Consider the following 18447-nt stretch of genomic DNA (forward strand, 5'->3'; position numbering starts at 1 on the left):
CCGGGCGCACCACGAACGCGGAAGGCGGGTACGGCGGTTCGCGCGCCGGGTGCGGGCGGCACGCGCCCTCTCGACGCGCCCCGGCGCCCGGGAGCATCGTGTCCCGGGTGCGCGGCGTGCGGCCGCGCGCGCCGTCGCCGCGCCGAGTGGAGGAACCCCCGTGGAGCGTCTCGTACTGGACCCGACCGGCCGTGCCCGCGATGCCGAGAGCATCGAGCTGAGCACGCGCGGACCGGCCACGCCCGTCGACATCCTGGGTGTGCGGGCCTGGTCGGTGTCCGACCCGGAGCTGCTGGAGGAACTGACCAAGGACCCGCGTATCTCCAAGGACGGCCTGCGGCACTGGCCCGACTTCGCCGAGGTGGTGCGGACCTGGCCGCTGGCGATCTGGGTGAGCGCGCACAACATGTTCAACGCCCACGGCGCCGACCACCGGCGGCTGCGCCGCCTGGTGGGCAGCGCCTTCACCGCCCGCCAGGTCGCCACCATGACCGCAGGCGTCGAGGAGCTGACCGACACCCTGCTGGACGGCCTAGCCGCCACCGCCCCCGGCGAGGTGGTGGACCTGCGCGAGCGCCTGGCCTACCCGCTGCCGATCCAGGTCATCTCCCGGCTGCTGGGCCTGCCCGACGACCTGACGGACACCTTCCGGCGCCTGGTCGACAAGGTCTTCTCCACCGTGCTGTCCCCCGAGGAGTCGGCGGCCACCGCGGCCACGTTCCTGGGCCTGCTGGAGGAGTTGATCGCCGCCAAGCGCCGCGAGCCGGGCGAGGACATGACCTCGGCGCTGATCGCCGCCCGCGACGCCGAGAGCGACGGCGACTCCCGGGCGCTGAGCGAGGAGGAGCTGCGCGACACCGTGCTGCTGATCGTCTCGGCCGGCTACGAGACGACCGTGAACCTGATCGACAACGGCATCACGGACCTGCTCACCCACCCCGGCCAGCTCGCCCTGGTGCGCGCGGGCAAGGCCGGCTGGGACGACGTGGTGGAGGAGGCGCTGCGCCGCAACGCGCCGGTGGCGCACCTGCCGATGCGCTACGCGGTGGAGGACATCGAGCTGCCCGGCGGGGTGACGGTGCGCCGCGGGGAGGCGATCCTGGCCGCCTACGCGGCCGCCGGGCGCCACCCGGCGCGCTACGGCGACACCGGCGCCGACTTCGACGTCACCCGGCCGGTCAAGGACCACCTGGCCTTCGGGCACGGCGTGCACTTCTGCCTGGGCGCGCCGCTGGCCCGTCTGGAGGGGCGCACCGCGCTGAGCCGGCTGTTCGAGCGCTTCCCCGACCTCGCGTTCGCCCCGGGCGCGCGGCTGGAGCCGGTCGACTCGCTGATCTCCAACGGGCACCGGGCGCTGCCGGTGCTGCTCGGCCCGCAGGCGCCGCGGGCCTGCTGACCGCGCGCCGAACCGCCCCCCGGCCCCCTCCCGCCCGCCCGCCGTCGTCGCCGTCATTGTCGCCGTCGCCGTCGTCGTCGCCGTCGTCGTCGCCGTCGTCCGGGTGGCGCAGCGCGGCGGGCCGGTGGCGGGCGGGGCGTGTTAGCAATTGGCCGGGGGCGGGGGGTGCGCGTGCGGACGCGCGCGGAGCACTCGAGACCGGAGGCCGTCTTGTCGCACCACCTCAGCGGACCGAACCTGCGCTCACCGCGGGGTGACGCGCGTCTGGACCTGACCGATCTGTTCGCGTTCGCCGCGCCGGAGCCGGGCCGGACGGTGCTGATCATGAACGTGAACCCGGTCGCGCCGTCCGGCGGGCAGGCCTTCCACCCGCGGGCGGTGTACCGGATCGACATCGACACCGACGGCGACAACCGCTCGGACATCGCGTACGCCTTCACGTTCTCCGAGCCGGTGGGCGGGGCGCAGACGATGACGGTGCGCCGTGCGACGGGTGAGGGGGCGCGCGGGCTGGAGGCGGTCGGCGAGGTGCTGGTGGCGGACGCGCCGGTGAGTTTCTCCAGGGCGCCGCAGGTGGTGGAGGCGGGGTCGTACCGGGTGAGTGCGGGGCTGCGCAGCGACCCGTTCTTCGCGGACCTGGACGGGATCGTGAAGGACTTCCAGTGGACGGGCGTGGACTGGGGCGCGGACAAGAACGTGTTCGGGATCGTGCTGGAGGCTCCGGACGCGGCGTTCGGGGAGGCCGCGGAGTTCGGGGTGTGGGCGCGGGTGAGCGTGCGCGAGGACGGCGGGCTGGTGTCGGTGGACCGGGGCGCGCATCCGTCGCTGACGGCGTACTTCAACGAGGAGGACGTGAAGGACGCGTACAACGCCGGTGATCCGGTGGACGATTGGGAGAACTACCGGGATCCGTGGACGGCGAAGCTGCAGCACTTCGGCGGGTACACGACGGACGCGGCGCGGGCGCAGCTGCGGATCGTGCTGCCGGACGTCCTGCGCTACGACCGTTCCCGTCCGGCGGGTTACCCCAACGGGCGGACGCTGACGGACGACGTCACCTCGGCGCGGCTGACGATGCTGACGGACGGGGCGGTCTCCGGTGACCGCATCGGCCCGCACACCGATCTGCTGCCGGCGTTCCCGTATCTGGGGCACCCGCACTGAGTGCGGGCGTCGTTCGGGTGCTTGTCTCCATGGCGTGTTCACGAAGATAACGAGTGGAGGTGGATTCCCGGCAGTCTGGTTTTACTTATTGACGTCATGTACGCGTCCAGGGTTGACTCCCCCCACCCCGCCGCACCGCCGCGGCGACCCCAGGGAGAGGCAACCCGTATGAACGCCGTCCTGCGTCGCGCCCTCGTCTGCACCGTGGGCCTCGCCATGACCCTGTCCGTGACCGCCGCCTGCGGAAAGGCCGGCGGCGCCAAGTCCGGCTCCTCCTCGGCCGCCGGCGACCCGAACGCCATCGGCCTGCTGCTGCCGGAGAACGCCTCCTCGGTGCGCTACGAGTCCTTCGACCGGCCGTTCATCGAGGCCAAGGTCAAGGCGCTGTGCGCGCAGTGCAAGGTGCTGTACAACAACGCCGAGGGCAGCGCCGCCAAGCAGAAGCAGCAGTTCGACACCCTGCTCACCCAGGGCGTCAAGGTGATCGTCCTGGACCCGTACGACGCCGCCTCCACCCAGAGCTGGGTGCAGGAGGCCGCCGCCAAGGGCGTCAAGGTCGTCGCCTACGACCGGCTGGCGGCCGGCCCGATCGCCGCGTACACCTCCTTCGACAACGAGAAGATCGGCGAACTGCAGGGCCAGGCCCTGCTGGCCGCGCTCGGCCCGCAGGCCGGCGAGGCGAACATCGTCATGATCAACGGCGACGAGGCCGACCCGAACGCCGCGGAGTTCAAGACCGGCGCGCACAAGGCCCTCGACGGCAAGGTGAAGAAGGTCGTCTACGAGCAGTCCGGGCAGTGGAACCCCACCGTCGCCGGACAGAAGATCTCCGCCGCCGTCACCGAGTTCGGCAAGAGCGGCTTCCAGGCCGTCTACTCCGCCAACGACGGCATGGCCGCGGCCATCATCACCCAGCTCAAGGGCGCCGGCATCAAGGTGCCCGTCGGCGGCCAGGACGCCAGCCTGGACGGCGTCCAGCGCGTCGTGGCCGGCGACCAGGCGTACACCATCTACAAGACGTACCGCCAGCAGGCCGACGCCGCCGCCGAACTGGCCGTCGCCCTGCTCCAGGGCAAGGACGTCAAGGCCGTCGCCACCTCCAGCGTCGACAGCGCCACCGCCAAGAACATCCCCACCAAGCTGCTCGACGCCAAGATCGTCACCAAGGACACCATCGCCACCACCGTCATGGCCGACGGCATCTACAAGGCCTCCGACATCTGCACCGCCGACTACGCCGCCGCGTGCGCCGCCGCCGGCCTCAAGTAGCCCGGCACGCCCCGCCCTCCCGGGCACGCCCCGCCCTCCCGGGCACGCCCCGCCCGAGCACGTAGGTATCCCCCAAGTAGCCGCTCTCCCAAGGTGGTTGTTCCCGTGACAGGCGCACCCGTCCTGCAGCTGCGCTCGGTCTCCAAGCGCTTCGGGGCCGTCCAGGCCCTCACCGACGTCGACCTCGCCGTCCACGCCGGGGAGGTCCTCGCCCTCGTCGGCGACAACGGCGCCGGCAAGTCCACCCTCGTCAAGACCATCGCCGGCGTCCACCCCGTGGACGAGGGCACCCTCGCCTGGCACGGCGAGCCCGTACGCCTGGCCCGTCCCCAGGACGCCGCCGCCCTCGGCATCGCGACCGTCTACCAGGACCTCGCGCTGTGCGACAACCTCGACGTCATCGCCAACCTCTTCCTCGGCCGCGAGAAACGCCGCCGCGGCCTGCTCGACGAGGTCGCCATGGAGCAGCAGGCCCGCCGGCTGCTGGACACCCTCGCCATCCGCATCCCCGACGTGCGCACCCCCGTGGCGGCGTTGTCCGGCGGGCAGCGGCAGGTGGTGGCCATCGCCCGCGCCCTGGTCGGCGAACCGGCCCTGGTGGTGCTCGACGAGCCCACCGCGGCGCTCGGCGTCGAGCAGACCGCCCAGGTCCTCGACCTGGTGGAGCGGCTGCGCGAACGCGGCCTGGCGGTCGTGCTGGTCAGCCACAACATGGCGGACGTACGGGCGGTGGCCGACACCGTCGCGGTGCTGCGCCTGGGCCGCAACAACGGCGTCTTCCCGGTGGCGGGCACCACCCAGGAGCAGATCGTCGCCGCGATCACCGGCGCCACCGACAACGCCCACGCCCGCCGGGCCCGCCGCACCGAAACCGCCGGGCCCGGCGAAGGCGCCCGGTCCATCGAGCCCGGCCGGTCCACCGAGCCCGCCGAGGAGGCCGAGTCCCTGTGAGCACCCCCCAAGCACCCGCCGGCGCGCCCGCGGCCGACCCCCGGCTGCACGCGCCCGCGCAGGGCTGGGCCGGCCGGGCGCGGGCCGCCCGGCGCCGCCTGGCCTCCGGCGAGCTCGGCTCGCTGCCCGTCGTCGTCGGCCTGGTCGTCATCGCGATCGTCTTCCAGTCCGTCACCCACCACTTCCTGCAGGCCGACAACCTCACCAACATCACCCGCTTCATCGCCGGGCCAGGCCTGATCGCGGTCGGCGTCGTGTTCGTGCTGATCCTCGGCGAGATCGACCTCTCGCTCGGCTCGGTGGCCGGCGCGAGCGCCGCCGTCGCGGCGGTGCTGACGGTGCGCCAGGGCTGGAGCGAGTGGGTGGCGATCCTCGCCGCCCTGGGCGCGGCCTGCGTCATGGGGCTGCTGCACGGCCTGTTCTTCGCCCGCGTCGGGGTGCCCGCCTTCGTGGTCACCCTCGCCGGGATGCTCGCCTGGAGCGGCCTGCAGGAGTACGTGCTGGGCGGCGGCGGCACCGTCAACAACCGCCACGACGGCATCGTCGCGAGCCTGGACTCCACCTTCCTCGGCGACGGCGACATCGCCTACGCCTGGGGCCTGGCCGTCCTCGCCCCCGCCCTCTACCTGGGCGCCCACCTGCTCACCGCCCGCCGCCGCCGCGCCGCGGGCCTGAGCGCGCCCGCCACCGCCGACAGCGCCATCCGCGCCGGGGCGCTGGCCGTCCTCACCCTGGCCACCGCCTACGCCCTCAACCAGGACCGCGGCCTGCCGCTGTCCCTGGTCGTGCTGCTCGGCGCCGTCCTCGCCACCGACTTCGTGCTGCGCCGCACCCGCTACGGCCGGCAGGTCTTCGCGGTGGGCGGCGGCGTGGAGGCGGCCCGGCGCGCGGGCGTCAACGTCGCCCGGGTCCGGATCTCGGTGTTCGTGCTCTCCGCGTTCCTCGCCGGCCTGGGCGGCCTGTTCTACGCCTCCCAGCAGGGCTCCGCCGACAAGCAACTGGGCGGCGGCAACGTGCTGATGAGCGCGATCGCGGCGGCCGTCATCGGCGGCACCAGCCTCTTCGGCGGCCGCGGCAAGACCTGGTCGGCGCTGCTGGGCATCCTCGTCATCCAGTCCATCACCACCGGCCTGGACATGGTCCACGCCGCCCAGGCCATCCAGTACATGATCACCGGCGCCGTCCTGCTCGCCGCCGTCGTCCTCGACTCCCTCACCCGCCGCACCCGCACCACCGGCCGCACCTAGCCACCTCGGCCCCCGCCCGCGGGTGAAGCGGGCCAGGCGCACCGGAAGCCGGCGAGCCCGACTTCCGGCGCGCCCCACTCCCCCGCCCGGCACCGGCCCCGCCCCCGGCACGGGGGAAGTGGGGGGCCCTGACCTCGACCGGCCCGGCCCGGCCGCGGTGACCACCGTGCGGGGCCGGTGGTGGCCGCTGCGGACCGCCGGACGGCGGCCGGCCTCATCGATCTCGGCCGCCGACTCGACTATTGCTGTGGCCGCACGGGTTCGCCGGGTCACGCAGCCGCCGGCCGCGTCTTGTCCTCATCGCCGGGGCGCAACCAGCAACCATCCGGTCACAGCACCGACGGCTCACGGCCCAGCGGAGTCGGGGTCGGACCGCAGGGACAGGACCGCGACGTCGCGGCCGAAGCCCACCACGAGCGAGCCTTCCGGGGTCACGGTCAGCGCATGGACCGGCGCGGGAAACACCAGCTCCCGGCCGATCTGCCGCCCGGCGGCCGGCTCCCACAGGCACACCGTTCCATCCGAACCACCGGTGACGACCCGGAGTTCTCCACCGATCACCGCGGTCACCACCGCGGACACGGTGCCTTCGTGGCCGACCAGCCTGCCGACTTCCCGTCCCACGGCCAGATCCCACACGCGCACGGTGGCGTCGTGACCCGCCGTGATCGCGTGGGCCCTGCCGCCGACGACCGCTGTCGCGACCGCCCACGCCTCGCCGTCGTGGCCCGGCAGGGGCTCCCCGACCGGTTGTCCGGTGGTCAGGTCCCACTGCCAGACCTTGCCACCGCTCGTACAGCCCACCGCACGGGGCCGGCCATCGATCACCAGCGTGTCGACGGCCATCAGGAAGTCGTCGTGTCCGGTGAGTTCGCCGACCTGTTCCCCGCTGGCCAGATCCCAGACCCGCACGGACACGTCGTCGTCACTGGCGAGCGCACACGGTCGCCCCCTGACGACAGCCGTGCCCAGACACCACACCTCACCGTTGATCCCCGGCAGCTCGCCCGTCCGCTGCCGGGTGGCCAGGTCCCACGCCAGTACCGCCCAGTCGCCGGCCGTGACGACGCACGGCCGACCGTCCACGACCTCCGTCGCCACCGCCCACACTCTGCCGTCGAGGTCGCTCAAGGGCCCGCCGACCGGTTGGCCGGTCTCGAGGTCCCGCACCCGAACCGTCCGGTCCTTGCTGCCGGTGACCACGACGTGGCGGCCGTCCGAGACGGATGTCACCACCGCGCCGACACCGCCGGTGTGGCCGGACGGGTTCATCCGGAAGTACGGGTCACTCTGCGCGCCGGTGGACCACAGCACCTGCCACGGCTCGGCGCCGACATCCTCCACCGGCACGGCGGCGATCCGCGCCGACAACTCCCGGTCCCCGTACCGAGCCGCGTCCAGGGCCAGCAGCTGCCGCCGCACCCACGGCGGCGCGTCCCGGTGCACGTCCACCGATGCCCGGTAGACCGCAGCCATCAGTCGCGCATCGGAGGCCGCATCGGAAGCCGCATCGGAGGCCGTCAACCCCAGAACCCGCTCCGGATCAGCGTTCACCAGCCATCGCAGGTCCGTCCACCACCCTTCCGCCCCCGACGAATCCGATGCCGAAGCGGTCATATGAACGTCGCCACTCATGGCCGAAACTCTAGGGCCCGTATTTGGTCGTGATCAATCTGCGGGATTCACCCTCGCGACGGGTTGTGATCCGGTAGGCCGCGTTGCGTGACGTGAGCTCAACTTGCCGACATGGAGCGGGAGTTCACCGAGCCGTATCTGCCGATCGGCAGGTACGGCCCGCGCCCGGAGCGGCTTCGGCAGCAGTTGGAGGGGCTGGCCTGGCGCTTCAGGACGGGCGGGCAGTGGCGGGAGACGCCGAAGGAAGGCTCCGCCGGTTCGGGGGGTGGGCTCCACAAACGGAACCCCGGAGGTGAACTTTCCTTCCTTTCGGGGGTTTTCGCCCGTTCTGCTGGCCGATTTGGCGTCAGGTGCAAGATAATTCGCACGAGTTGGTTTGAAACACCGAAGGGGTGAGGCGCATGGGCGACCGGCCGCCGGGACTGCATCTGCCGCCCCAGGCACAGGGGCCGCCTCAGGAGACCCCGCCATCGCGGTACGCCCGCTCCGAGGCCACGCGACTGATGTCCGTCGGAGTCCACCTCGACCCCGAGTTCCGCCGCCGGGTGATCGGCGAACTGGTGAAGCACGAGGAGCGCAGCGTCCCGCCCTCCCTCGGCTTCGACCTGGTGACCGTGCTGGCCCACGCCTTGCGGGCCCGCAGGGCGGAGCTACTGCTCGGGGCGGTGCTCGCCGCACTCTGGATCGGCTTCGCCTGCGTCGCGCTCCTTCCGGCCTTCGGCCCCTCCGACGGGGGCACCTTCGAGTGGCTCGTGTCCAAGCCGAAGGACCCAGACAAGGCCACCTTTGAACTTGTGTGGCCCTACGTCACCAACTTCGCCGGCTTCTACGCCGTGGTCACGCTGGTGACCTGGTTCGCGAAGCCCGCGAGCCTCCGGCGGCACGTACTCCACGCCGCCCCGTCGACGGACTACGACCGTCCCCCCGCGCGGCCCCTCCGCGTGTTCGCCGCCGGTCTCCAGGTGGTGCTCCAGCTCGTCTACTGGATCCTGGCGCTCTGGTACGCCGAACACGAACCGGCAGGGGTGCTGTTCCCGCTGGCGCTCGCCGCGGCCGTCGGCGGCCACCGACTGCTCACCGCCCGGCTCATGCGGAAGGAACTGAGCCGTGACGCCTTCCATGCCCGGCCGACGAGCACTCTGCCCGACACCCCGCGCCATCAGCGGCTGCGGCGCTCCCTCGACACCGAGCAGCACTCCCGGCTGATCATCTACGACCCCGCCACCCCCTTCCTCGGCGCCGGATTCCCCCACGAGGCATGGTCCTTCGTTCTGGAGCTGAAGCACCGCACCACCGGCCCGGTGGTCCCGTCCGCCCGTGACCTCACCGCGCGCGACGTCCTCGAACTGATCGTCCCCCGGCTGGCCGGCCTGCGGCAGGCCGCCGCCCTCACCAGCCTGGACCGGCTGCGGGAGATGGAGATCGACGACGTGGTCTTCCTGCCCCACGGGCCGATCCGGTCCGAGGTGCCGCGCAGCCCCGAAGACATCGCCCAGCACCTCGCCGAAGCCGTGGACGAGGGCGGCGAACCCAGGCGACGCTTCCTACGGGTCCGGATCGGGTCCTGGGGCGAACAGGTCGTGCTGACCGTCCACCTGCGGGTGCACACCCAGGGGCAGCTGCTGGTGGTGGAGGTCGTCCCGCACGTGCTCGGGCCGGTGTGGCGGGAGTACGAGCTGCTGGCCGACGCCGTGGTCCAGCGGGGCACCCACTGGCGGCGCCACCGCCCGGCGACCTCCGCGTTCACCGCCTCCCCGGCGGCGATGCGGCATCTGCTGCGCCCCGGTGACTGGGCCCTGAGGCCGTCGAAGGAGGCACCGGGCGTGGTGTCGGCCCGTCCGCTGGTGTCACTGCGCGAGCTGGCCACGGACACCAGCATCTCGCTCTTCCAGGAGCTGGACGTCAGCCGCTACCTGAAGACGGTCAAGGAACGGATCATCGACGGCGTGCGCGAGGCCCTGCACAGTCAGGGCTACGAGACCGGGCGCTTCGAGCAGAACGTGGTGCAGGTGATGAGCGGCGGCATCCACATCGGATCGATGAGCGGCGGCGCCGTCGCAACCAGCGGCGGTACGGCCGGCTTCGGCGGCCCCGCCACCGTGCACCTCACACCGGAAGGCGTGCCGGGACCGGCCTCCTGACCCGCGGAGGCGAAAGCAGAACGATCGAGGAGAAGCCATGAGCGAAGAACAGAACGTACCGCAGGACGAGGAGGACCGGTCCCACCCCGGCGGCGGGGTGGCCATCGGCACCATGACGGGCGGTGCCGTCGCCTCCGGCTCCGGGGCGAGCGCCGAGGACCGTTCGCAGCGCACCGGCACGCCCGAGCCCGTGCCCGACGTCACCGGGCTGACGCTGCCCGTTCCGGCGGCGGGCGGCGTCTCGATCGGGACGCTGACGGGCGGGGCGGTCGCCGCCGGGCTCGACGCGCGGGCCGTCGACGCCTCGGTGCGCACGGGCGCGGACGTGCGGCAGCTGCTGGAGGCGCTCGGCGAACTCCACGGCCAGCTCCCGCTGTTCGCCCGGGTGGAGGGCAACGGGGTGGCCGAGGTGGAGCAGGAGGTGGCGACCGTCCGGGGCGAGCTCCAGCGGACGGGTGAGGCGCCGCGCACCCGGCTGGAACGGCTGCGGGACCTCCTGCGGGGGTCGGGCACGGCGGTCTCGGGACTCGCCTCGGCGCTGGCCGTGGTGCAGGCGATCGAACAGCTCCTGGCCTGAGGGGCTCGGGGGACGCCTCGCGGTGTGACGGCGGTTCGGCGGTTCAGTGACTCGGCGAGGAAGGAACGAGGTTGGCCAGGTACTGGGACAGAAACCTCCAGCGATGGGTGGACAGGCGAGAGCCGGAGGAGGCCCCAGCCCCGGCCCCGGTGCAACGCACGCAGCGGCTGGTGCTCGCCGTCATCATCTGGGTGGGGCTCGGCGCGATCGTCGGAGGCGTCAGCTACCTGCTGGCCTCGTCCTCCGAGGACGACCAGTCGGTTGGGGGTTCCTCGACAACGGCCCCGCCCTACCCGTCCGGCTCCCCCAGCCCGTCCCGCCGCCCAACCCCCACAAGGACCTCCACCCCCTCCTACTCGCCCGGCTCCCCCAGCCCGTCCCGCCGCCCAACCCCCGCGAGGACCCCCACCCCCTCCTCTCCGAGGTCGACCCCGCCCTCTGCCACCCCGACCAGTGACTTCCCCGACAGCGGAGGCACCTGGGTCGGGGGCACCCGAAACGGGGGCACCTGGAACGGGGGTACTTCAGGCGGGAGCACCTGGAACGGGAGCGCCTCGGGCGGGGGCACCTCCTGAACTTGCGCTTCGCCGGGCTCCATCTCCGGGCCTCGATGATCTGGATCGAAGAGCTCACTCGGAACAGCCATTGATCACAACCCCAGTACGCGCGCCCTGGTGATGCGGCCGGACAGGCCGTCCGCCAGGTTGGATCAAGCCGCGCTCTTGAGAGGCCGTCCGCCCCCGCGGATGCCTTCTCGCTTCGGATGCGGGCGCGTTCCTTACGTTCGGCGGCCAGGACGTCGCGGTGGCCGGCACACAACCCGCCGGGGCCCACGACGCGAACAGCGCCATGGGCCCCGGCGTTTGACCGACCTTCCCGTTGCTCCGTCACCACCGCATCCGCGGCCGAGCCCTGGCAGGGCCCGCTCCACTGATCACCCCGCGTGGGAAGTCGGCGGGGCCGACTTCTGGTGCGGGGTGGCGTGGGTGCGGCAGTGGGTGAGGGCGTGGCGGATGCGGGTGTCGGGGTTGGGGGCGGTGGTGAGGAGTTCGCCGGCGGTGGTGAGGGTGGTCCAGTAGGTGGCGGGGTCGCCGGTGCGGGGCAGGGGGCGGGCGAAGACGAGGGAGAGATAGGCCGCGGTGAGGTTGCCGGTGGTGAACCAGCGCTGGAGCCCGTGGCGGTGGCCGGCGCGGATGCCGCCCATGGCGTCCATGGCCGTCAGGAAGAGGTCGACGACGGCGAGTTCGGCGAGATCTGAGCCCCAGCCCGGCATCCGCAGGCCCGGACCGTTCACGGCCCGGGCCTGCGGTCGGTTCCTCCCCCGCCCCCTGGGGCAGGCTTGCGATGACGACGCGATCAGCTATCCACCAAGGGAGTCGGCATGGGCGAGAACGTTGACCTGACGGGCGTTTCCTGGAGGAAGAGCAGCTACAGCAATGGTGGGGGTGGCTGTGTCGAGGTGGATGATGCGCACCCGGGCAGGGTCCGCGACTCCAAGGATCCTCAGGGCCCGGCCCTCGTCTTCCCGACCGAAGCCTGGACGTCGTTCGTCACCGCCGTCCGCAGCGGCGAGTTCGGCGAGGCCTGAGGAAAGAATCCGGCCCGCGCCCGACCCTGAAGCATCCCAACGGGCTGACCATCAGGTGAGCGAGCCCTGCCGGGTGGACATCCCCATGACGTTGTCGTCGAAGTACGGGTGTCGATCTCCACGCCGTCGTGCCGAGCCCTGGCAGGGCCCGCTCCACTGATCACCCCGCGTGGGAAGTCGGTGGGGTCGACTTCTGGTGCGGGGTGGCGTGGGTGCGGCAGTGGGTGAGGGCGTAGGTGAGGCGGCGGTCGGGGTTGGGGGCGGTGGTGAGGAGTTCGCCGGCGGTGGTGAGGGTGGTCCAGTAGAGGGCCGGGTCGCCGGTGCGGGGCAGGGGGCGGGCGAAGGCGAGGGAGAGGTAGGCCGCGGTGAGGTTGCCGGTGGTGAACCAGCGCTGGAGGCCGTGGCGGTGGCCGGGGCGGATGCCGCCCATGGCGTCCATGGCGACCAGGAAGAGGTCGACGACGGCGAGTTCGGCCTCGGTGAGGGACTTGGGGACGTCGAAGACACCGAGGGCTTCGAGGACTTCACCGGTGTCGCACTCGGAGTCCGGGCGGGGGTCGGCCAGGAGGGCGTCGTAGCACTCGGCGAGGCGGCGGGTGGTCTCGGCGAGCGGGATGTCCAGGGCGAGGCAGACGGCCCGGGCGACGGGCAGGGGCGGGTGGCCGAGGCGGGCGATCAGGGCGTAGGTCGCGGCCGGGGTGGCGCCCCGGGAGAGGGTGTGGCGGGCCAGGGTGGTCAGCGAGGGCTGGTGCATGGGGAGTTCGGGCCTTCAGACGGTGACGAGGGAGGGGATGGGGGCGGGGGCGACGAGCACCCAGACGAACTTGCCGATGCCGCCCGGGCGGGAGGAGCAGCCCCAGCGCTCGGCGAGCTCGTCGACGAGGAACAGGCCGCGCCCGCACTCGTCGTCCGGCGAGGCGGAACGCAAGGTGGGGCGGCCGGTGCCGGCGTCGTGGACTTCGAGCCGCAGGCGGGATCCGCAGAGGGAGATGCGGATCTCGATGTGGCAGTCGTCGGGGCCGTCGGAGTGCTGCACGGCATTGGCGAACAACTCACCGAGGAGCAGTTCGGCGGTATCGCGGTAGCGCTCGCCGGAGGGCAGGGCGGCCAGGTAGGCGCGGAGCAAGTACCGGGCCAGCGGCGTGGATTCGATACGGGCATCGAGCCGCGCGACGAACGCACGGGGACGACGGGCAGTGAGCATGGGGGAAGTACCTCAAGGGATGGCATGCGAGTGGAATGCGCCGTGCGCTGCGAGATGGACGGTCTCCGCAGGTTGCGCTGTGCACCCGGTGAATCACCGGGTGTAGCCATGGTGGCGCCTGGACCGCTACGATCGGAAGGCTCTCCCACTTGACAGTTTCCCCTGGTGGTATTCGCGCAGCAGTGGAGGTCGGACGATGCGTGAGTCTCAGTTGGATCCATCGGCTTCGCCCCTGAAGGCGTTCGGGGCTCAACTGCGCAGGCTGCGCAAGGCGGCTGGCTTGACGCAGACCCAGCTCGGCGAGCTCACGCATTTGAGCGATAGTCAGATTTCGAACCTCGAAAGAGGGGCCCGCAATCCCACGCTTGAGTGGGTCCGTGTCGCCGACAAGGCTCTCGATGCGGGTGGAACACTAGAACTGACGTACTGGAGCCTCAGCAGGTCTTCGTTGCTGGAAGGTTTTCCCGAGTACGCGGCGCAAGAGGCGAAGGCTCAAGGCATCTCCCACTTCGAGCCGGGCATCGTGCCTGGTCTGGCTCAGACGATGGAGTACGCCGGCGCCTTCGCATCCGCTGCTGTCCGGCGCGGCAGCATCACCGAGGAGCAGGCGGCGGACCGGCTCGACTTCCTGGCCACACGTCAGAAACTCCTGACCAGGGAATCGGCTCCACGACTGCACTTCGTCCTTGACGAAGGAGCCCTCCTGCGGAAGGTGGGAGGATCCAGGGTCATGGCGCGGCAGCTGGCACACCTTGAAGACCTCGCGAGTCGCCCGAACATCACCATCCAGGTGGCGCCGTTCTCGCTCGCGGAGGAGCTGCCGTTCACCATGGTTGTGACGCTGTTGGCCATGCCGGATCGATCGCTCCTGGCATACTCGGAGTGCCAGCTGCGCGGCTTCCTCTCGCGAGACACCGAAACTGCTCAGGCATGGGAGCGGGATTTCCTTCAGCTCCAGGTGGAAGCGTTGTCGAAGGCTGCGTCACTGGAGAAGATCCGCAAGCAAGGCGTGAGAGGAACGTCATGACTCCCCCTGTAGACCTGTCCGACGCCCAGTGGTTCAAGTCCTCCTACAGCAACAACGGCGGTACCTGCGTCGAGGTCGCCGCGGACTTCACTGGTCTTGCCCCTGTCCGTGACTCGAAGGACCCTCAGGGCCCGGCCCTCGTCTTCCCGGCCGAGGCCTGGACGTCGTTCGTCACCGCCGTCCGCAGCGGCGAGTTCGGCGAGGTCTGAGCCCCAACCCGGCATCCGCAGGCCCGGACCGTTCGCGGTCCGGGCCTGCGGTCGATTCCTCCCCCGCCCCCTGCCGCAGGCTTGTGATGGCGCTTGCGCGAGGCCCGACGGGCACTCACCCCATGGCAGGACACAGCGGCCGTCCAACGTGTGGACGACCGCCTCTACTCCTGGTCAGCGACGCTCAGCTCGCTTCAGCGTTGAACTTGGCGATCAGATCCGGGAGTTCCGCCAGCGAGTCGATTCTGAACGTCGCCTGCTCCGCGCTGGATCGTGCTGCTGGATCCAGCCCCACGGGCCGCGCCGGATCAAAGCCGTCTGCATCCCTGCCGCCCGGGCGGGGAGCACGTCGTTGTCGAGCCGGTCACCGACGTAGAGGATCTCGCGCGGTTCGGCGGGTGCCAGCTCGGCGACGCGCTCGAAGAAGACGGGGTCCGGCTTGCTCGCGCCCCAGTCGTCCGAGGTGCCGATCAGATCGACGTCGTCCGTGAACAGCCGACGAAGGATCGCCCCGGCCCGCACGGTCTGATTGCCGGCGATCACCAGCCACAGGCCGTCCGCCCTGAGTCGGGCGAAGGCATCCCGGACGTCCGGGTAGAGGTCGTCCTCACCGAACGTCTCCGGTCGGCCGGCAGCCGCCCGCTTCTCGCGCTCCGCATAGAGGTCGAAGCCGGGGGCGAAGATCTGGAAGGTCTCCCGATAGTCCCGGCCCTGCGCGATCACCGCGCCGAACTGGGCGACGAAAGTGTGTCGCGGTACACCCAACCAGTCGGCCCAGGTGCCGTACTCCCGGGTCTCATCGACCAGGCACTCCCCGACGTCGAACACCACAGCCTTGATCGTCATAGCCGCAGCCTAGTGGGGCGAGGACGTCCCCGGCGTCCTCTCCGAAGTCCTTCCACCGGCACCCGTCAGCACACCGGAGTGACCCCGGACCGGTTTCCCCGGTCCGGCCCCTGTCCGCGACTCGAAGGACCCTCAGGGCCCGGCCCTCGTCTTCCCGGCCGAGGCCTGGACGTCGTTCGTCACCGCCGTCCGCAGCGGCATCTGCGAAGAGGCTTTGGCAGGGCCCGCTCCACTGATCACCCCGCGTGGGAAGTCGGTGGGGTCGACTTCTGGTGCGGGGTGGCGTGGGTTCGGCAGTGGGTGAGGGCGTGGCGGATGCGGGTGTCGGGGTTGGGGGCGGTGGTGAGGAGTTCGCCGGCGGTGGTGAGGGTGGTCCAGTAGGTGGCGGGGTCGCCGGTGCGGGGCAGGGGGCGGGCGAAGGCGAGGGAGAGGTAGGCGGCGGTGAGGTTGCCGGTGGTGAACCAGCGCTGGAGGCCGTGGCGGTGGCCGGGGCGGATGCCGCCCATGGCGTCCATGGCGGTCAGGAAGAGGTCGACGACGGCGAGTTCGGTGTCGGTGAGGGACTTGGGGACGTCGAAGACGCCGAGGGCTTCGAGGACTTCGCCGGTGTCGCACTCGGAGTCCGGGCGGGGGTCGGCGAGGAGGGCGTCGTAGCAGTCGGCGAGGCGGCGGGTGGTCTCGGCGTGGGGGATGTCCAGGGCGAGGCAGACGGCGCGGGCGACGGGCAGGGGCGGGTGGCCGAGGCGGGCGATGAGGGCGTAGGTCGCGGCGGGGGTGGCGCCCCGGGAGAGGGTGTGGCGGGCCAGGGTGGTCAGCGAGGGCTGGTGCATGGGGAGTTCGGGCCTTCAGACGGTGACGAGGGCGGGCGCGGGGGTGGGGGCGACGAGCACCCAGACGAACTTGCCGATGCCGCCCGGACGCACGGAGCAGCCCCAGCGCTCGGCGAGCTCGTCGACGAGGAACAGGCCGCGCCCGCACTCGTCGTCCGGCGCGGCGGTACGCAAGGTGGGGCGGCCGGTGCCGGCGTCATGGACTTCGAGGCGCAGGCGGGATCCGCAGAGGGAGATGCGGACCTCGATGTGGCAGTCGTCGGGGCCGTCGGAGTGCTGCACGGCATTGGCGAACAACTCACCGAGGAGGAGTTCGGCGGTATCGCGGTAGCGGTCCCCGGAGGGCAGGGCGGCCAGGTAGGCGCGGAGCAAGTACCGGGCCAGCGGCGTGGATTCGACACGGGCATCGAGCCGCGCGACGAACGCACGGGGACGACGAGCAGTGAGCATGGGGGAAGTACCTCAAGGGATGGCATGCGAGTGGGATGCGCCGTGCGCTGCGAGATGGACGGTCTCCGCAGGTTGCGCTGTGCACCCGGCGAATCACCGGGTGTAGCCATGATGGCGTGATTGCCCCTACGATTGCCAGCGTCTTACCCTTGACAGCAATGTCGTGTGAAGGAGCCGAACGATCATGACTGAGGGTGAAGTTGACGCCCAGGCATCGCCACAAGTCCGCTTCGGCCAGGAACTTCGCAGGTCAAGACGGGCAAAACGCTGGTCGCAGACAGAGTCAGCCAGACGCCTGGGATACTCAGGTGCGCACATCTCATATGTCGAGAACGGGAAGCGTTCCCCAACACGGGCCCTAGCTGTTAAGGCCGACGAGGTGTTCGAATCAGGCCAACGGTTCTATGAGTTGTGGCGACGATTCAGTCGGGCGGCGCTTCTTGAGGGCTTCGCCGAGTTCGCTGACGCCGAAGCGCGGTGCAGGCGGCTGCGAACAATCGGCCTGATCATCGTCCCGGGCCTGCTTCAGACCCCCGCGTATGCAAGAGCGCTGGCGCAGGCGGCTGTCAGGCGTGGCGCGATCACCCCCGCCGAGGCCGATGAGCGCACCGACTATCTGGCTCTGCGTCAGGAGATCCTCGACCAGAAGAACCCACCGATGCTTCACGTGGTGATCGAGGAGGGGGTGCTGTTGCGTCCCATCGGAGGGCCTCGGGTCATGGCCGAGCAGCTGCGGCACCTTGAGAGCCTGGCCGAGCGTCCGAACATCACCGTGCAGGTCGCCCCATTCAGCATTGGGGAGAACCTCTCGTTCACACTGCCGGTGGTTCTGCTGAATCTCCCAGACCACACAGTCGTGGGGTATGCCGAATCGACGGCGAGGGGTCACCTTGAGCGGTCCCGCGCAACGGTTGCCGGTTGGGAAAGTGACTACGATCAGCTACTGGTGGAGGCGTTGCCGAAGGCCGCATCCCTGGAGAAGATCCGCAGGGCCCGAAAGGAAATCCCATCATGACCGACCGCGTAGACCTGTCCAGCGCTTCCTGGGGCAAGTCCTCGTACTCCAACAACGGTGGTGACTGCGTCGAGGTCGCCGCAGGCTTCCCGGGTCTCGCTCCCGTCCGTGACTCGAAGGACCCCCACGGTCCGGCCCTGCTCTTCCGGGCAAAGGCCTGGAAGTCGTTCGTCACCGCCGTCCGCAGTGGTGAGTTCGGCGAGGTCTGAGCCCCAGCCCGGAATCCGCAGGCCCGGACCGTTCGCGGTCCGGGCCTGCGGTCGGTTCCTCCCCCGCCTCCTGGGGCAGGATTGCGAGGACGAAACGCGATCAGCTATCCACCAAGGGAGTCGGCATGGGCGAGAACGTTGACGTGACGGGTGCTTCCTGGAGCAAGAGCAGCTACAGCGGCAACGGCGGACAGTGTGTTGAAGTAGCCGTCGGCTTCCCGAACCTGATGCCCGTCCGCGACTCCAAGGACCCTCAGGGCCCGGCCCTCGTCTTCCCGGCCGAGGCCTGGGCGTCGTTCGTCACCGCCGTCCGCAGCGGCGAGTTCGGCGAGGCTTGAGGAAGGGACCCGGCCCGCGCCCGACCGGGGAGCATCCCAACGGGCAGCCGGGCCGTCAGGTGAGCGAGCCCTGCCGGGTGTACATCCCCATGACGTTGTCGTCGAAGTACGGAGTATCGATCTCCACGCCGTCGTGCGCCCGGGTGACCCCGTTGACCGACCTCTGCAGGGTGTCCGGGTTCACCCAAAGCCACGGCCCGCCGCTGGCCCCCTCGCCCAGGGTCCGGCAGGGCAGGTCCAGCAGGATGGGGTAGAGGATCAGCCGCTCCAGGGTCCCCGCGCAGCTCACCTGGTGGGCGGCGTAGTCGATGTTCGCCGGGTACCCGACGGCGGTGACGAAGGTCTCCTCAC

19 protein-coding genes and 3 pseudogenes are annotated in these 18447 nt (G+C 71.1%); 14 read left to right on the forward strand and 8 right to left on the reverse strand.

The features are described from left to right. Positions 1–160: 160 nt before the first annotated feature. The 5 genes from ACWD4P_RS18315 to ACWD4P_RS18335 all read left to right on the forward strand — a co-directional run bounded on the left by ACWD4P_RS18315 (position 161) and on the right by ACWD4P_RS18335 (position 6027). A complete protein-coding gene (locus tag ACWD4P_RS18315) occupies positions 161–1396 on the forward strand; it encodes a cytochrome P450 family protein (protein WP_449780243.1) in 1236 nt (411 codons plus the stop codon). Positions 1397–1606: 210 nt separating this feature from the next. Then, entirely contained in the window at positions 1607–2560 is a 954-nt protein-coding gene (locus ACWD4P_RS18320; protein ID WP_449780244.1) for a DUF4331 family protein, read from the forward strand. 168 nt (positions 2561–2728) lie between these two features. Continuing rightward, positions 2729–3829: a substrate-binding domain-containing protein gene (locus ACWD4P_RS18325; RefSeq protein ID WP_449780245.1), complete on the forward strand. Its 1101-nt coding sequence runs from the start codon at positions 2729–2731 to the stop codon at positions 3827–3829. A 105-nt stretch (positions 3830–3934) separates the two neighbouring features. Next, complete coding sequence (locus ACWD4P_RS18330; RefSeq protein ID WP_449780246.1) at positions 3935–4780, forward strand: ATP-binding cassette domain-containing protein; 846 nt, start codon at positions 3935–3937, stop codon at positions 4778–4780. After that, on the forward strand, positions 4777–6027 hold the full coding sequence (locus tag ACWD4P_RS18335) for a sugar ABC transporter permease (RefSeq protein WP_359822061.1): 1251 nt from the start codon (positions 4777–4779) through the stop codon (positions 6025–6027). Before ACWD4P_RS18330 ends, ACWD4P_RS18335 begins: the two co-directional genes overlap by 4 nt. 345 nt (positions 6028–6372) lie before the next feature. On the opposite strand, the gene ACWD4P_RS18340 is transcribed toward ACWD4P_RS18335, so the two are convergent. Next, entirely contained in the window at positions 6373–7662 is a 1290-nt protein-coding gene (locus tag ACWD4P_RS18340) for a WD40 repeat domain-containing protein (RefSeq protein ID WP_449780247.1), read from the reverse strand. Between the two features lie 503 nt (positions 7663–8165). Between ACWD4P_RS18340 and ACWD4P_RS18345 the strand changes: the two genes are divergently transcribed. Both ACWD4P_RS18345 and ACWD4P_RS18350 read left to right on the forward strand, forming a co-directional pair. Further along, positions 8166–9803 (forward strand): hypothetical protein, encoded by a 1638-nt coding sequence (locus tag ACWD4P_RS18345; RefSeq protein WP_449780248.1) that lies wholly within the window; start codon positions 8166–8168, stop codon positions 9801–9803. Positions 9804–9840: 37 nt separating this feature from the next. After that, a complete protein-coding gene (locus ACWD4P_RS18350) occupies positions 9841–10380 on the forward strand; it encodes a hypothetical protein (protein ID WP_449780249.1) in 540 nt (179 codons plus the stop codon). Between the two features lie 934 nt (positions 10381–11314). Here the strand turns inward: ACWD4P_RS18350 and ACWD4P_RS18355 are convergent. Then, positions 11315–11674 (reverse strand): hypothetical protein, encoded by a 360-nt coding sequence (locus ACWD4P_RS18355; RefSeq protein WP_449780250.1) that lies wholly within the window; start codon positions 11672–11674, stop codon positions 11315–11317. A gap of 87 nt (positions 11675–11761) precedes the next feature. On the opposite strand from ACWD4P_RS18355, the gene ACWD4P_RS18360 reads away from it, so the two are divergent. Then, positions 11762–11968 (forward strand): DUF397 domain-containing protein, encoded by a 207-nt coding sequence (locus ACWD4P_RS18360; RefSeq protein WP_449780251.1) that lies wholly within the window; start codon positions 11762–11764, stop codon positions 11966–11968. Positions 11969–12128: 160 nt separating this feature from the next. Here ACWD4P_RS18360 and ACWD4P_RS18365 read toward each other — a convergent pair whose 3' ends face one another. Continuing rightward, positions 12129–12722, reverse strand: a complete 594-nt coding sequence (locus tag ACWD4P_RS18365; RefSeq protein ID WP_449780252.1) for a hypothetical protein — start codon at positions 12720–12722, stop codon at positions 12129–12131. A 15-nt stretch (positions 12723–12737) separates the two neighbouring features. After that, positions 12738–13172 (reverse strand): ATP-binding protein, encoded by a 435-nt coding sequence (locus tag ACWD4P_RS18370; protein ID WP_449780253.1) that lies wholly within the window; start codon positions 13170–13172, stop codon positions 12738–12740. A gap of 196 nt (positions 13173–13368) precedes the next feature. On the opposite strand from ACWD4P_RS18370, the gene ACWD4P_RS18375 reads away from it, so the two are divergent. Both ACWD4P_RS18375 and ACWD4P_RS18380 read left to right on the forward strand, forming a co-directional pair. Beyond that, complete coding sequence (locus ACWD4P_RS18375; protein WP_449780254.1) at positions 13369–14199, forward strand: helix-turn-helix domain-containing protein; 831 nt, start codon at positions 13369–13371, stop codon at positions 14197–14199. Next, complete coding sequence (locus tag ACWD4P_RS18380; protein WP_449780255.1) at positions 14196–14408, forward strand: DUF397 domain-containing protein; 213 nt, start codon at positions 14196–14198, stop codon at positions 14406–14408. Before ACWD4P_RS18375 ends, ACWD4P_RS18380 begins: the two co-directional genes overlap by 4 nt. Positions 14409–14592: 184 nt before the next feature. Here ACWD4P_RS18380 and ACWD4P_RS18385 read toward each other — a convergent pair. Continuing rightward, positions 14593–15254 (reverse strand): annotated as a pseudogene (locus tag ACWD4P_RS18385) (HAD family hydrolase). A 97-nt stretch (positions 15255–15351) separates the two neighbouring features. Between ACWD4P_RS18385 and ACWD4P_RS18390 the strand changes: the two are divergent. Continuing rightward, positions 15352–15453 (forward strand): annotated as a pseudogene (locus ACWD4P_RS18390) (DUF397 domain-containing protein); the annotation flags it as partial. 37 nt (positions 15454–15490) lie between these two features. Here ACWD4P_RS18390 and ACWD4P_RS18395 read toward each other — a convergent pair. Continuing rightward, positions 15491–16084 carry a hypothetical protein gene (locus ACWD4P_RS18395; RefSeq protein WP_449780256.1) on the reverse strand — a complete coding sequence of 198 codons (594 nt, stop codon included), beginning with the start codon at positions 16082–16084 and terminating at the stop codon, positions 15491–15493. Positions 16085–16099: 15 nt separating this feature from the next. Further along, positions 16100–16534: an ATP-binding protein gene (locus tag ACWD4P_RS18400; RefSeq protein WP_449780257.1), complete on the reverse strand. Its 435-nt coding sequence runs from the start codon at positions 16532–16534 to the stop codon at positions 16100–16102. Between the two features lie 184 nt (positions 16535–16718). Here ACWD4P_RS18400 and ACWD4P_RS18405 point away from each other — a divergent pair, with 184 nt between their 5' ends. From ACWD4P_RS18405 to ACWD4P_RS18415, 3 genes are all read left to right on the forward strand, one after another. Continuing rightward, positions 16719–17549 (forward strand): helix-turn-helix domain-containing protein, encoded by an 831-nt coding sequence (locus tag ACWD4P_RS18405; RefSeq protein ID WP_449780258.1) that lies wholly within the window; start codon positions 16719–16721, stop codon positions 17547–17549. Next, complete coding sequence (locus tag ACWD4P_RS18410) at positions 17546–17758, forward strand: DUF397 domain-containing protein (protein ID WP_449780259.1); 213 nt, start codon at positions 17546–17548, stop codon at positions 17756–17758. Before ACWD4P_RS18405 ends, ACWD4P_RS18410 begins: the two co-directional genes overlap by 4 nt. A gap of 125 nt (positions 17759–17883) precedes the next feature. Further along, the gene (locus tag ACWD4P_RS18415) at positions 17884–18096 is read left to right on the forward strand and encodes a DUF397 domain-containing protein (protein WP_449780260.1); all 213 of its coding nucleotides are present in this window, start codon (positions 17884–17886) and stop codon (positions 18094–18096) included. 55 nt (positions 18097–18151) lie between these two features. Here ACWD4P_RS18415 and ACWD4P_RS18420 read toward each other — a convergent pair. Next, positions 18152–18447 (reverse strand): annotated as a pseudogene (locus ACWD4P_RS18420) (hypothetical protein); the annotation flags it as partial.

This window comes from Kitasatospora sp. NPDC002543 (genome assembly GCF_053594915.1).